Source organism: Paenibacillus sp. FSL P4-0081 (assembly GCF_000758565.1).
Lineage (GTDB): Bacteria > Bacillota > Bacilli > Paenibacillales > Paenibacillaceae > Paenibacillus_AQ > Paenibacillus_AQ phytohabitans.
Window position 1 is genome coordinate 7,048,626 of sequence record NZ_CP009280.1, and the last position, 12,806, is coordinate 7,061,431.

General features: G+C 51.8%; 13 protein-coding genes and 1 riboswitch. Of the genes, 2 read left to right on the forward strand and 11 right to left on the reverse strand.

Annotation, left to right across the window (positions count from 1 at the left end; translation table 11 throughout):
- The first annotated feature begins 127 nt into the window (after positions 1-127).
- Entirely contained in the window at positions 128-907 is a 780-nt protein-coding gene (locus tag P40081_RS29925; protein ID WP_042141605.1) for an AAA family ATPase, read from the forward strand.
- A 904-nt stretch (positions 908-1,811) separates the two neighbouring features.
- Here the strand turns inward: P40081_RS29925 and P40081_RS37935 are convergent.
- The 11 genes from P40081_RS37935 to P40081_RS29980 form a co-directional block, all read right to left on the reverse strand.
- Positions 1,812-1,985, reverse strand: a complete 174-nt coding sequence (locus P40081_RS37935) for an aspartyl-phosphate phosphatase Spo0E family protein (RefSeq protein WP_081970240.1) — start codon at positions 1,983-1,985, stop codon at positions 1,812-1,814.
- Positions 1,986-2,081: 96 nt separating this feature from the next.
- Positions 2,082-3,515, reverse strand: coding sequence for a glycan biosynthesis hexose transferase WsfD (wsfD, locus tag P40081_RS29935; RefSeq protein ID WP_042139760.1), 1,434 nt, complete (start codon positions 3,513-3,515; stop codon positions 2,082-2,084).
- A gap of 16 nt (positions 3,516-3,531) precedes the next feature.
- A complete protein-coding gene (locus P40081_RS29940; RefSeq protein ID WP_042139761.1) occupies positions 3,532-5,430 on the reverse strand; it encodes an LTA synthase family protein in 1,899 nt (632 codons plus the stop codon).
- A gap of 190 nt (positions 5,431-5,620) precedes the next feature.
- Entirely contained in the window at positions 5,621-6,844 is a 1,224-nt protein-coding gene (locus tag P40081_RS29945; RefSeq protein ID WP_042139763.1) for a hypothetical protein, read from the reverse strand.
- Positions 6,844-7,422, reverse strand: a complete 579-nt coding sequence (locus P40081_RS29950; protein WP_331281689.1) for an RNA polymerase sigma factor — start codon at positions 7,420-7,422, stop codon at positions 6,844-6,846. Before P40081_RS29950 ends, P40081_RS29945 begins: the two co-directional genes overlap by 1 nt.
- 544 nt (positions 7,423-7,966) lie before the next feature.
- Positions 7,967-9,304 (reverse strand): 5'-deoxyadenosine deaminase, encoded by a 1,338-nt coding sequence (locus tag P40081_RS29955; protein WP_042139764.1) that lies wholly within the window; start codon positions 9,302-9,304, stop codon positions 7,967-7,969.
- Positions 9,305-9,367: 63 nt separating this feature from the next.
- Positions 9,368-9,466, reverse strand: a riboswitch (purine riboswitch).
- A gap of 139 nt (positions 9,467-9,605) precedes the next feature.
- Positions 9,606-10,130 carry a GNAT family N-acetyltransferase gene (locus tag P40081_RS29960; protein WP_042139765.1) on the reverse strand — a complete coding sequence of 175 codons (525 nt, stop codon included), beginning with the start codon at positions 10,128-10,130 and terminating at the stop codon, positions 9,606-9,608.
- Between the two features lie 183 nt (positions 10,131-10,313).
- A complete protein-coding gene (locus P40081_RS39575; protein ID WP_216626658.1) occupies positions 10,314-10,718 on the reverse strand; it encodes a FliH/SctL family protein in 405 nt (134 codons plus the stop codon).
- A gap of 20 nt (positions 10,719-10,738) precedes the next feature.
- The gene (locus tag P40081_RS29970; protein ID WP_042139766.1) at positions 10,739-11,029 is read right to left on the reverse strand and encodes a hypothetical protein; all 291 of its coding nucleotides are present in this window, start codon (positions 11,027-11,029) and stop codon (positions 10,739-10,741) included.
- A complete protein-coding gene (locus P40081_RS29975) occupies positions 11,026-11,367 on the reverse strand; it encodes an alpha-helical endospore appendage domain-containing protein (protein WP_039306867.1) in 342 nt (113 codons plus the stop codon). The genes P40081_RS29970 and P40081_RS29975 overlap by 4 nt, the downstream gene beginning before the upstream one ends.
- A 27-nt stretch (positions 11,368-11,394) precedes the next feature.
- Positions 11,395-11,688: a nucleoside-diphosphate sugar epimerase gene (locus P40081_RS29980; protein ID WP_081751236.1), complete on the reverse strand. Its 294-nt coding sequence runs from the start codon at positions 11,686-11,688 to the stop codon at positions 11,395-11,397.
- Positions 11,689-12,234: 546 nt separating this feature from the next.
- Here P40081_RS29980 and P40081_RS29985 point away from each other — a divergent pair.
- Positions 12,235-12,801: a GNAT family N-acetyltransferase gene (locus tag P40081_RS29985; RefSeq protein ID WP_042139769.1), complete on the forward strand. Its 567-nt coding sequence runs from the start codon at positions 12,235-12,237 to the stop codon at positions 12,799-12,801.
- The last annotated feature ends 5 nt before the right edge of the window (positions 12,802-12,806 follow it).

A 12,806-nucleotide genomic window follows, 5' to 3' on the forward strand; every position in this document is an offset into this window, starting at 1 on the left:
CCGGAAAGTGAGGGGGAGCGCCGAAGCCTTTAGTCAGGTGCTTTGCGGGCACCCCAAAATTCATATAGAATCGAAGAAACAGCTTTCCATCTATCCGGCTAAGAGGAGGGATTTAGAAATGAGTTCGATGTATGACCCGATGCTCTATCTCCGCCATGTAGACCTGCTTCGTGAACAGGTGCCTTCCTTTGATACCTATCCGTTTAATCTGCCGGTGGTGCGGGCTTTGGAGCGGATTGCTTTTCAGAAGCAGGTTACATTTCTTGTAGGGGAGAACGGAACAGGGAAATCGACTGTACTGGAGGGAATCGCAGCCGCCTGGGGGTTCAACCCGGAAGGCGGAACGCTGAACTTCTCATTTAACACCCGAGCCTCGCATTCGAGTCTCTATGAATATCTGCGGATTGCCAAAGGGGTCAAGCGGCCGAAGGACGGCTTCTTCCTGCGTGCGGAGAGTTACTACAATGTGGCTACTTACATCGATGAGCTGGACGAGGACCCGGAGGCTGGGAGATCCATCAAAGACTCCTACGGCGGCAATTCTCTGCATGAGCAATCCCATGGAGAATCCTTCTTCTCCACTTTCGTCCACCGCTTCGGCGGACAGGGCATCTATATTCTGGACGAGCCGGAGGCGGCCTTGTCCCCCTTGCGGCAGATGTCGCTGCTGGTGCGGATGCATGAGCTGGCAGCACAGAATTCCCAATTCATCATCGCTACTCACTCCCCGATTCTGATGTCCTATCCGGGTGCGGATATATTCCAGCTGGAGGGTGAGCGCATTACGCCTGTGGCTCTGGAAGACACAGACCACTATACGGTGACGCGGGCCTTCATGACCGACCGGCAGAGAATGCTCCGTGAGCTGCTGGGAGATGACTATGCTTCGGATGCTTCGGACATATAACAGAACAAAGTCCCCTAGCAGGTGAATTAGGCTGGAGCTATGCAGCCGGTGCAGCTGATGTAGATTTTAAGCCCATCTCACATTGCTCTATTCTGACTACTTTGTTTGGGGCAGCCGCCGGTAAAATCAGGGGGACTTTTGCCCCTCATTCTTGCCTTGGGCCAGCGTCCGGCGAAATCAGCAGAGGGATTTATCCCTTTAATTTCCTCCTGCAGCCCACTTTTGGGGAATCAGAGGGATTTATCCCTTTAATTTCCTCATATCGTCCACTTTCAGCGGAATCAGAGGGATTTATCCCTCTAATTTCCTCATATCGCCCACTTTCAGCGGAATTAGAGGGATTTATCCCTCTAATTTCCTCATATCGCTCACTTTCAGCGGAATCAGAGGGATTTATCCCTCTAATTTCCTCATATCGCCCACTTTCAGCGGAATTAGAGGGATTTATCCCTCTAATTTCCTCATATCGCTCACTTTCAGCGGAATCAGAGGGATTTATCCCTTTGATCTTCTCCTGCCTTCAGGGGCACTTTTGCCACTCTTTCCTGCCTGCCGCCCACTTTCGGCAGATTCAGGGGCACTTTTGCCACTCATTCTTGCCTTGGGCCTGCGTCCGGCGGGATCAGCAGAGGGATTTATCCCTCTAATTTCCTCATATCGTCCACTTTCAGCGGAATCAAAGGGATTTATCCCTTTGATTTCCCAAGTCTCCGGCTTCCGGGGATTCAGTGGAATTCCTGATACAAGAACCAATTTGTCCTTCAGACGGACCTGCTTCAAATTCCAAAGAAAATGATCCACAACAGACGAATATCCTACTTTCCTATACAATCAAAAAAGACACTTTAGCGGCATATCTGCCGTTAAAGTGTCTTTTGAATTTACAAAGCTGCTCTTTGATTCTCTAATAAAGCTGGTCGTCCTTCTCTGTATTGCAATCACTGTACTCATTTAGGAGCGCATCCAGCTTCACCGATTGGCGAAGCACCCTTACATCCTGCATCCCGTGTTCCAGGGCTAGTTTGTTCAGTTCCTGCCTTGCCTGTTCAATCTTGTCCTTGTAATCATCATTACGCATAGCGGCCCCCTTGTAGAATGAGGCTGTTCCAAGCCATTTTCCACTCTTTTACTAAAGTTCCAAACACATTGTATTCTATAATCCGTAACGGGTCAATTAGCGGTTTGCCGCTAAAACAGGTTTCAAAAGCATAACGAGTTTATGCACAGCCCAGCCAAACATCGCTACGGCCATCATATCGAAACAGACATTGAACAGGAACAGATGCTTGCCGATATCCGCCCGGCCGTCGCCGAGGATTGGCACCAGGAACGAGAACAGTCCAATCAGCCCCAGCAGCATCATCATTTCCCCGGCAATCCTCGCCTGCCGCCCCCTGCTTCGGAAGTAGTGAGCCAATACAATCGCATAATACACCAGATAGAATAGAACCAGAAACCCGAGCGTATGCGGCAGATGGTTCTTCTTGAACTGGCTCCATGTACTATAGGTATAGTCGATTGCCCTTTCGGGCTTCCCCATGCTCTTCTCATAGCTTCCGAGATAATAGGGACGGATGGACATGCTGTTCTTCGCTGCATATTTCATATTCTCTACCAGACGCGAAGGATGTCCCAGATAGAAGAAAAGCACGTCTTTGTGAGATACGAGATTATAGAAATCTGTTGTAAGCGAAGGATCATCCTGCTTGATCGCTGTATCTCCCTGAAAATAATTCGTCCCCGCCAGAACCTCCAGCCGCTCCGGTAGACCCAGATCACGAAGATCACCGCGCACATCCGGCGACCCGTTCAGAATTCCGAAAAACACCGTCTGATAGAGGTTGATATGCCTCAGTTCCTTCGGTGCAGCCACGTACAAAGCCACGGACACGAGCGCCGTCGCCACCGCGAACCGGAGCGCCAGCTTGCGCCAGTTCCCTGTTCCATTCAAGGTTCGCAAACGCAGGAAGATCAGGGCAAACGCCAGGCCGACGGGTGCGTTCTGGATTTTGGAGCAGACCAGAAACAGCACGGCAATAAAGAACAGCTTCAGCCCGCCTGCCGGCGGCCGCTCTGATCCGGCCAGCCGGAGTCCGAGCGCGAAGGTGAGCAGCATGAACACCATCGATACCGGCTCACCGAACAGCGAATTGAAATAAGCCAGATAACCGATATCATAGAAGACAAACAGCAGCCCCGCCCCCAGCAGCAGCCCCGTAATATAGGAGCCTCTGGCCCCGAGCTTCACGAGCAGCCATGTCGCCCACAGCAGCAGCATAGCGTAGACGCACGCAACCAGCCGGATATCGAAGTAACTTCCATGCACCAGCCCGGCAAGCAGTCGCGGCACCAGCACAACGAGAATTTGTGAGGAAGGATAGAAGCCCTTGAACAGATTTTCATAGGAAAACCGGCTATGGCTATAGCTGAAAAAGCGGTCCGCATAGCTTTCTGTGTTGTCATAATAATTCAGTCCGACCGTCTCCATCATGCGCTTGAAATCCCCGTTGTCGGCAACGCCGGAGAAGGGTTTCAGGAACAAGAGATAGAGGATCAGAACGCAGCCCGCAAGGGCCACAAGAGTCTCTGCTTTATTCAGCTTTTTCAAATCCCTGTCTCTCCTCCTAACGCTGCGGAAGCAGCTTCACGTATTCATCGGACAAACCCATCAGCTTCAGGATATAGTCGTAATCGGTCTGATATTTACTGAAATCCTCCACCGGCTCATACGTATCCAGCGAGATGGCCTCTCCGTCCGCGAAGCTTTTGCCGGGCACGAACATCACCTCATCATTAAAAAAGGAGCCCGTAGGCAAATAATAACGCATCCCCACCACATTGCTGTCAATATTGAGCAGATCATGCCCAAAAGCGGTAAAGCCTTCGTCCTTCAGTGATACCCCCAGCAGGTTGGCCACCGTAGGGAGCACATCCAGCTGTCCGCCGGTCCGCTCCACGACCTGTCCCTGCTCCATCCCGGGCACATGAATAATCAGCGGAATGTTAAACCGGCTGATCCGGTCATCATACGGGGTTCCGAGCGCTTCCTCCACCTGCTCCGCCGGGACATCCTTCGGCTGCAGGCCGAAATGGTCGCCGTACAGCACCAGCACAGTATCATCCCACATGCCCTGCTGCTTCAGCCCGTCAATCAAAGTGCCAACCGCATAATCCGTATAATTCACTGCCGTCAGGTAATCGCCCAGCATTGTGCCCTGCAGATCCTCCGGAACCTTAATCTTCTTGAAGCTGTCCGGAATCTGGAACGGATGATGGCTGGAGGCCGTTACGAGCTGGGCATAAAAAGGCGTACCCTTCTTCTGCAATGCCGCCAGCTTCTCCACCGCTGTAGCATAGAGCTGCTCATCCGAAGCCCCGAAGGCGTTGAAATGATCATTTTTAAAATACCCTTTATCATAGTAGCCATTGAAGCCAAGCGCCGGGTACAGCTCGTTGCGGTTCCAGAAACCAACCTTGTTCACGTGGAAAGTGTACGCTTCATACCCTTTATCCCGCAGCAGACGCGGTAGCCCCGGCAGTTCCCGGTCTCCGAAGCCCGTTGACATCGCAAGCGTTGCAATGGGATAAACCGAAGTATTGCTCATGAACTCCGCATCCGAGGTGTTGCCCGGACCAACCTGCTGGAAGACATGCGGGAAATAAAAGCCCTCTCCGGCCAAGCCGTTCAGCACCGGTGTCAGCTCCTGGCCATCCAGCGACTGATGCAGCGGAAAATTCTGAAATGCTTCCATTTGGATTACAATTACATTTTTACCCTTTTGCGATCCAAAATATTCCGGCAGTCCCCCTGCGATATCCTTGTATGGATAAGCAGCTTCCAGCGCCTCCACCTTGGCAATCGTTTCGTTGATATCCCCGGTGCCGATGAGACCGTTATCCTCCTGGGCTTTGATCGCGGCAACCACCTCATAGTTCAGAAATCCGGCGCTTTCCGCCTGAACCAGCTCATTCGTAATTCCGCGTGCAGAATCAATGGAATAGGCCGACAACGAACCGCCGCCGATAATAGCCACCAGCAGGGCGATCAGATAGACTCTCCGGGCTCTGCGTGAAGGCTGACTGCCACGCTGCTGCTGTACAGGACCATTCTTCCATCTGCGGAACAGCAAATAAATGATCATAATGACCAGATCGGCAAAAAACAGATAATCGATCAGCTCAATCGTAGATTCTACGCTTTCCTTCACCTGGAACACCTGATTCAGCTCATAGAGCGCCAGATAAGTCGGCACCGAGCCGAAATGATTGAAGTACACACTGGCCGCGAAGAACAGCAGCGACAACAGACCATTGAAGCCCCAGAAGACGGCCTTCCTCATCCGCACAGGTGTAATAAGAGCCAGCACCCCCATCATCAGCAGCACCGGTGCAATATCCGCAGCAATCCATTCCCACGCAATCCGGTCAAAAAACAAACCCCTCAGCAGCAGCAGCTTTAGCCAGACCAGTCCGATAACGATATAGAAATGAGCCTGCACCGGCACATGTTTCTTGTCGTTCATAATAATACTATCCCCTCTTACTCTCTTTATTGAAAATCTCTGTAAACTCTATTGCATTTTTCTGTAAAAGTTCAGATTTCTCTAGTATAGCAATACTTGAAATAGTTATCAAAACTGGAGGTTCTATTAAAGTAAAAAGACGCCGCCCTTACGGGCGTGCGTCCTTGTTCAATCTTATGAAAATGATAGATTATTCGGCAGTGGCTGGCGTCTGCTGGATCATGTAAAAAGTGCCGTCCAGATTATACGACCCGGTAATGATTGTTGCTCCGTCAGGACTTTTAAAAGCAATCGATCCTATGCCTGACATCTCCTTGACGATTGTATACTCCCCCAGCCGAATGCCGAACATTTCGTCGGCGATGGCAGCAGCAGAGCGCTGGAACTTCGCCTTATCCATATCCAGCAGATTCGTGTTTGGATCGGCGGAGCTGAATGACTTCTCATCGTAAAGTGAAACATCGAACACTTGCAGTATGTCTTGTGTAGCATAGTCCATCATAACTGTAGTAGCCCCGCGTTCACTCTCTCCATACGTCAAAACGAGTACATCCCATTTCTGCGCAACGGTGCGCTTGATGGAATAGAGGTGATCGGTGCCCTTTTCCCTTAGCAGCTTAATTGCCTTAAGACCTGCCTGCTTCACTTCCGCACTCACCTCATTCTCACCCATTTTGAAGGTCGAGCTGCGGTAGACGCCGTTCTCGTAATCAATCTGCCCTTCCTCCGCTATGAGACTGTCATCAGTCTGTATGCCCTGTTCATCAGCGTTTGTCCCGTAGTGGACGGAATGGTGAAGCGCAGTAACTGTGAATTCTCCCTTGTAACCAGCTTTCCGCAGCTGATCCATCGCTTCATCAATGAATTTAGAATCGATTTGTTCAGGAGCGAAAAAGGTATCCATGTACGTTCGCACTACCTTGCCTGTCTCTGTTTCAAACCAGATTTTAGCAAAACTATCCCCATCTTTAAAATCGGCCAAAGTTTCTCCTTCCTCCACGAGCGGCTCCAGGTTCACAAAGGGCAGCTTCTTCCCAAGCTGCTCCTGCATTACCTGTTCTGCAGTTTCCCTAAACCCTTCATCCGTAAGATCAGCCTGCTCCGCAACCGGAGGATCGATTATTCCGGTGCTGCTTACCTGTAACGGATTAAAACCCCCGTGCTGACCGGACCAGCCACTTCCCCAATACACTGCCCCGGCTCCGAACAACAGGAGGATGACGGCGGCGGAGAGTATCCGCAGGCGGATTGCCCTGCGCCGCCGGCCGGATGGCAGCACCTGGTTTAGTGAGGAACCGTCCATTCCAATCTGCCGGGCCACCTTGCCAGCAGCTTCTTCCGTAAATTTCATTTCCGGAAACGGGCCTTTACGGGCCTGCTCATACCACTGCGGCTCCTGCTCACGCTTATCCATTACTCCATCCTCCTTAGTTTGTCCTGGATTTTATGACGTGCGCGGTGCAGCCTCGATTTGACAGTGCCCGGGGATATCCGGATCAGCTCTGCGATTTCCCGGACCGACAGCTCTGCCTTAAGATCAAGCACCAGCACCTCACGCAGCTTATCCGGCAGCTTCATTATCATGCTCCAGATCTCATCCACCTGCCGGTTGCCGAGATATTCCATCTCCGCCGAACGGGCAACAACCGCCTGCCCCGCTGCCTCTTTCCGATGCTGAGCCGTAGCGGGTAACGGCTGCATCCCGCCCCACAGCCCGGAGCGGAAAAACCGCGATTTGCGGTAGGAGAATACCGTATTGCGGGCAATCGTGAACAGCCAGGTTTTGAGCGATGAAATCCCCCGGTAGGTACCGATCCGGTAAAAGCATTTGATGAACACCTCCTGCGTGAGCTCATCCGCCTGATCACTGTTTTTGGTCAAGAAATAAATATAATTCCACACATCTTCCCCATAAAGCTTCATTATCTGCCGCAGCTGCTCTTCACTGATAGCCTCCGCCTGCTCCAATCCATCCAGTTCCAATGGGTTCACCTCACTATATTTGACCTCAAGAATGGAGGGAGGGTTCACTTCTTATAATAAAAATCAACTCATTCCTTCATCCAGCCTGCTCCTCAGTGTTAAAAGCGGACTTCCCGGGCAGCCGACGTTGTTGCGTAAATTTTTTAATTTAAAAATCCTGCACAGAATACAACATTTCCCTGGTTATTTCGGTTCCATTTCGAAATTGTTGTACAAAAAGCAGCATATCTCCTCCTCCAAGCGGGTTAGCGGGACAATTGTTGTAATTTGTACAACAAGCCTCACGAACACCATGGTATCTTGCGATTCAAGTTGCAAAAAGTACAACATTTCCGCCAGTACAGCGTGTATTTAACTCAAAAAAACAAAAAAACAGAGGACCTGAGTCCCCTGCATAGTATATAGCTTGAACGAAAGGCTTGCCCACTGTTCGCACCGATTCCAATTGCGGTGAATATTGCGACTTCCGCCGCTCAGTTCCCGGAACACCGGTTAGTTAGCTCTTAAGAGCGATATGTGTGATGATCCTGAGCGTGCTTCAGAAATAGAGCCATTACCCCAGCGGAGTGTTCACCAGCAGTCTTTTGATGGAACGGTTAGCTTCATGGAGCACGGTTTCCTTATCGACGGTCTTCAGCAGGCCTTTATGCATCAGGATTTGTCCGTCCACAATCGTCGTTTCCACATCCGCACGGGTGGCGGAATAGACAATCCGCGAGATCGGATCTACATCATAGGAAGGGAAGGTATGGAAATTGTACAGGTTGAGGATCGCCAGATCGGCTTTTTTGCCAACCTCGATGCTGCCGATTTGATCCTCCATGCCCACCGCCTTCGCACCGCCAATCGTTGCCATCCGGAACACACTTCTGGCGTCCATCGTGGTCGGCCCATGCTGCGGCTTCTGGATCACCGCCGCCAGACGCATTTCATTGAACATATCCAGGTTGTTGTTGCATGGAGCACCGTCCGCACCAAGGCTAAGATGGATATGATCATGCAGCATTCCCGGAGTATCGGCGATGCCGGAGGCCAGCTTCAGGTTGGAGCCCGGGCAATGGCTGACATGAACTCCGCGGTCCCGCAGAATCCGCTTCTCTTCCTCATCGAGCCAGACGCAGTGGGCCAGAATCAGGCGCTCATTCGCCAGCCCCAGATGATCCAGATACACCACGTTACGCATACCGGTCATCGCCTGCACAATCTCGATCTCCCCCAGATTCTCGGAAGCATGGGTGTGCACCTTGACCCCATAGTGCTCCGAGAGGTTACGTACCTCTTTCAGCAGCGGCTCCGTGCAGGAAATGACAAAACGCGGGGAAAATGCATATTGAATCCGCCCGTTGCCATATCCATTCCACTTCTCCAGCAGATCTACGCTCTCCTGAAGAGAAGCTGCCGTATCCTCCTGCAGCGCCGCCGGTGCATCCGCATTCTTCTGATCCATCATCACCTTGCCGGATAGGGCACGGATGCCGCTTTTGGCGATTGCCTGGAAGGCAAAGTCTGTATGGTTCACCGTCTCCATATCCACTATGGTCGTTGTGCCGCTTGTAATTAACTCCCCAATGCCGAGCATAGCGGAATAATACAGCGACTCCTCATCATGCGCCGCCTCCAGCGGCCAGATCCGCTTGCGCAGCCAGTCCATCAGCTCCAGATCATCGCCTTTGCCGCGGAACAGTGTCTGGCACAGATGAATATGGGTCTGCACAAAGCCGGGAATTACCGTGCGGTTCTTGGCATCAAGTACCGTCTCATCCCCCTGCACCTCAAGCCCGCTGCCGATCTCTACAATCAGATTATCCTTGATGCGGATATCCCCGTATATAATCTCCTCTTGCTTGTTCATTGTAATAATCTCCGCATGCTTGATCAGGATGTTCGCCATAACCCATTCCCCCTTGTCCTTGTTGATGTCCAGCTGGCTTATAACACAAAAAGGCCACAAAAATATGCCTCAGCATATTTTCGTAGCCAGAAATTTACGGTTCCCGGTAGAGACCCTTAAACCAATTATTAAGGATATACGAAAAGGACTATTCAATTGCTTCTGAATAATCCCATCATAAAGTAAAGACAACTTTCCTGTCAACATAAGTTATAAATATTAACACGAAACTATTTCCAGCAGATAAAAATGGATTATCCGCTATTATTATCTTCAAATATGTAATATAACATTACATAAACTATCCGAAAATCTCCGTCAGCACCTTCTCAAATACAGGAAAAGCCGCTACCCGGCCGGGAAAATGAATCTCGCCTCTCTGCACATAGCCAAGCGAGGGATAAATTTTGAGTACCCGTTCATTCTTGGCATAAGTATCCATCCGAATACTGCTATACCCGCTGTGACGGGCGTGCTCTTCAGCGAAAGCAATCAGCTGCCGGGCGATCCCTTTACCTTGGAACTCCGGATGAACCGCGAGCCGGTGCATGATCAGATGCGGCCCCTGCTGCTGTAACCATTCAATTGCCCCATATTGCTCCGCCTGATTCTCATCCAGCACAATAATACCGGCAATGGCTTCGTTGTCCAGACAGACAAATAATGTGCCTGTAGCAATATCCGCTGCAATGATCTCACGGTTCGGATAGCTCTCATCCCATTGATCGCTTCCGCCTGCCTGCATAACTTGTACACATTTGGCAATCAGATCCATAATCTCTCCGATTTCATTGCTCTGTGCTCTTCGTATCTCATTCCCAATCATGTATAGTCCCCGCTTTCCTACCTGGCATTCGAACCCGGTAAAGTTCTGTTAAGAAGTCTACCATATCCGGGCGAAAATTCCGATAGGCCGCCATTTCCAGTATCGTCCATAGGCTATAGAGGCGGCAGGAGAACTTGCCAACCTCTATAGCCGCTCATCTTCTAAGCCACAGCTGCTGCTCGCTCAGCCCAGCTCCAGCTTATGCCCGTCCTCGAAGCCCTTGGCGAAACCTGCGTCGAACCCCACGTTGTATGCTTCGGTGTAGCCCTGCTGAAAGGCGTCTCCCGGCGGCAGCTCCGGAGGGACGCCCAGATCCGGGGGGAGCGGGACTACCTGCGCTACCGGCGGCGCTTCGACTGCCGGAACAACCTGTACCGGCGGCTGAACCACATGCACCCTGCGGACAAGCCGGCGGCGGAGTCTTCTTTTCTTGCGCAGCAGCGGCGCTCTCTTGCCCGTCTTGCGGATCAGTCCTCTGCGCGTTTTGCGTCCAAGGCCTCTGCGCACCCTGGTCTTCCGTGACAGCAGCAGTGTGCGTCTGCGGCCCTTGCTGCCTGAGCGCAGCTTGCCAAGTCTCTTTCTCTTCATCTGTCTACTCCTCCTGTACTTCATCTACTTCTTGCAGCAGTACCCTCTGAGCAATCCTTGCTCAGCCATGGCGCAGCAGGAACTCCCTGTTTGGGCTCATGCAGTGAAATGCCGGATATCATCCGGCACATTGAACTTTGGTACCCGCTCAGAATCCTGATATTGTCGCTCAGCTTGCGGGCTGTCAGCTCCGATTGCCCCGTAACTTCGGCAATGCTCTCGAGGATGGCTGCGAGCGCAGCTTGACTGCGGGCGATCGAGCGGATCATCTCCAGCTTGACGGCATGTTCGGAGAGAAGCCCGCCGCTCATTTGCTATCGTCTCCGAAGCTGAATCCATCCCCGCCGTCTCCGCCGAAATCACCGCCGCCCTCATCTTCACCGCTGCCCAGTACTGCTTTCAGATTACTGTACAGCCCGTTCTCCAGCTTCGTCAGCCCCTCCACCATCTCTACGATCACTTCGTGGATGGAGAGTGATTCCTTCAGCTGGTCTTCATGGGAGTCGAATGCTCTAGCGTGGATATGATGATGGGTCCACTGCTTCACTTTTTCCGCTTCCACCGCTTTGGCCTCGAGGATCATCGCGATGTTCCACTGGATTACAGCGGTCGACTCCAGCATTTGCAGATAAGCCTTTTCTCTGCTCATCTTCCGCCTCCTTGCTCTGGTTACGCGCTACTCTTCTTCCTGACCGTTTAGTTCCTTGATCACTCTGCCTACTCCCTCTGCCATCGCTTCTTCAAGATCGGCAAGTGCATTCAAGTAAGCAATAATGTTCTTGTTAACCTGACCTGAGCTTTCTACCAGCCCACTGAATCCGCCGAAATCAGGGTCCGCATCCGGCAGATCGTGAACTATTTGCGACATACGGACGGCTACGTGGCGTTCGGCGTCGAGAATCCGAGCCATCTGTTCGTGCGTATGGGCCATGTGCTGCAGGACTTTTGTAATTTTACTCTGCACCTTCATGTCTCCTTTGCTCAAACGCCCTGCTACAGCATATGCGGCATCAGCCGTGACGGTGCCGGAGAAGCTCCGCAAGTTATGGAGGTCCGCGTGTCACAAGACAGCTAAGCGCAGCGGCTGCAAGTGCTGCGGCTGCTAAGTGGAAAAACGTCACTTAATTTATTCGAATGACCGGGAATCAGAGCAACAAGTGGAAAAAGGACAACTATTTCTATATTGCCGGGCAAAAAAGTACATTAGTGAAGAATTAAATGCCTTTTTTCCACTTAGGGTGGATACAAAAGACAAAACGGGATTATTAAGTGGAGAAAATCCAACTGCTACCGGGCGAGAAGGACTGAAGGGGCAGCGACGGAGGACTCGAGGGGACTGGCGGGGAACTCGTGGGGCATGGAGGGGAGACTGGCGCGGATAATGCCGAGGCTTACGGGAAGGTTACCAACTGGAGGATATTGACAAGCAGCTCAACAGCAGACTATGCTTGGCTGAAATCGGAGCTATATATAGTTGTCCGGATCTATGTATCCGGAATGGAACTGGAGGTAATCTATGAAACTTACAGACAACCGTCTGAATCTGCGGCCCCTGACTGCAGCCGAGCTGGCACTGGCCTTGGACAATTACGCGGAGCTGGAGCAGTCGCTGGGCTTGAACGTAACCGCAGCCCCAACCCTGCTGGATGACGAAGAAATGCGCTATGCCATGCGGGTGAGGCGCGCCAAGGTTCTCCAGGATGAGCAGAACTATCCGTGGCTGACCAATTGGGCCCTTATTCATCGGGAGGAGCAGCGGAGTATCGGCTTCCTGATCCTCAAAGGCGGGCCGAATGAACAAGGCGAGGTCATCCTTGGTTATGTCATCGATGAGAAGTACCGGGGGCAAGGCTACGCTACGGAAGCGGTGCGGCACATCACGGCCTGGATCTTCAATCATCCGGATGCACGCTGGGTCATCGCGGATACCGAGAAGGATAATACCGCCTCGCACCGCGTGCTGCAGCATCTGGATGCAGAGCTGTACCGGGAGACCGAAGACCTGCTCTGGTGGAGAATCGCCCGGCCCGCCATTAGCTTCGATGATGATACTGGTATTTTGCGGGGACCCCACAACATATAAATACT

What these genes read in the sequence shown, in the direction of transcription:
- P40081_RS29980 (WP_081751236.1), bottom strand. Translation starts at nt 11,688, where the DNA reads ATGAAGGTGCAGAGTAAAATTACAAAAGTCCTGCAGCACATGGCCCAT.
- P40081_RS29985 (WP_042139769.1), top strand. Translation starts at nt 12,235, where the DNA reads ATGAAACTTACAGACAACCGTCTGAATCTGCGGCCCCTGACTGCAGCC.
- P40081_RS29960 (WP_042139765.1), bottom strand. Translation starts at nt 10,130, where the DNA reads ATGATTGGGAATGAGATACGAAGAGCACAGAGCAATGAAATCGGAGAG.
- P40081_RS29970 (WP_042139766.1), bottom strand. Translation starts at nt 11,029, where the DNA reads ATGAGCGGCGGGCTTCTCTCCGAACATGCCGTCAAGCTGGAGATGATC.
- P40081_RS39575 (WP_216626658.1), bottom strand. Translation starts at nt 10,718, where the DNA reads ATGAAGAGAAAGAGACTTGGCAAGCTGCGCTCAGGCAGCAAGGGCCGC.
- P40081_RS37935 (WP_081970240.1), bottom strand. Translation starts at nt 1,985, where the DNA reads ATGCGTAATGATGATTACAAGGACAAGATTGAACAGGCAAGGCAGGAA.
- P40081_RS29975 (WP_039306867.1), bottom strand. Translation starts at nt 11,367, where the DNA reads ATGAGCAGAGAAAAGGCTTATCTGCAAATGCTGGAGTCGACCGCTGTA.
- P40081_RS29955 (WP_042139764.1), bottom strand. Translation starts at nt 9,304, where the DNA reads ATGGCGAACATCCTGATCAAGCATGCGGAGATTATTACAATGAACAAG.
- P40081_RS29940 (WP_042139761.1), bottom strand. Translation starts at nt 5,430, where the DNA reads ATGAACGACAAGAAACATGTGCCGGTGCAGGCTCATTTCTATATCGTT.
- P40081_RS29945 (WP_042139763.1), bottom strand. Translation starts at nt 6,844, where the DNA reads ATGGATAAGCGTGAGCAGGAGCCGCAGTGGTATGAGCAGGCCCGTAAA.
- P40081_RS29925 (WP_042141605.1), top strand. Translation starts at nt 128, where the DNA reads ATGTATGACCCGATGCTCTATCTCCGCCATGTAGACCTGCTTCGTGAA.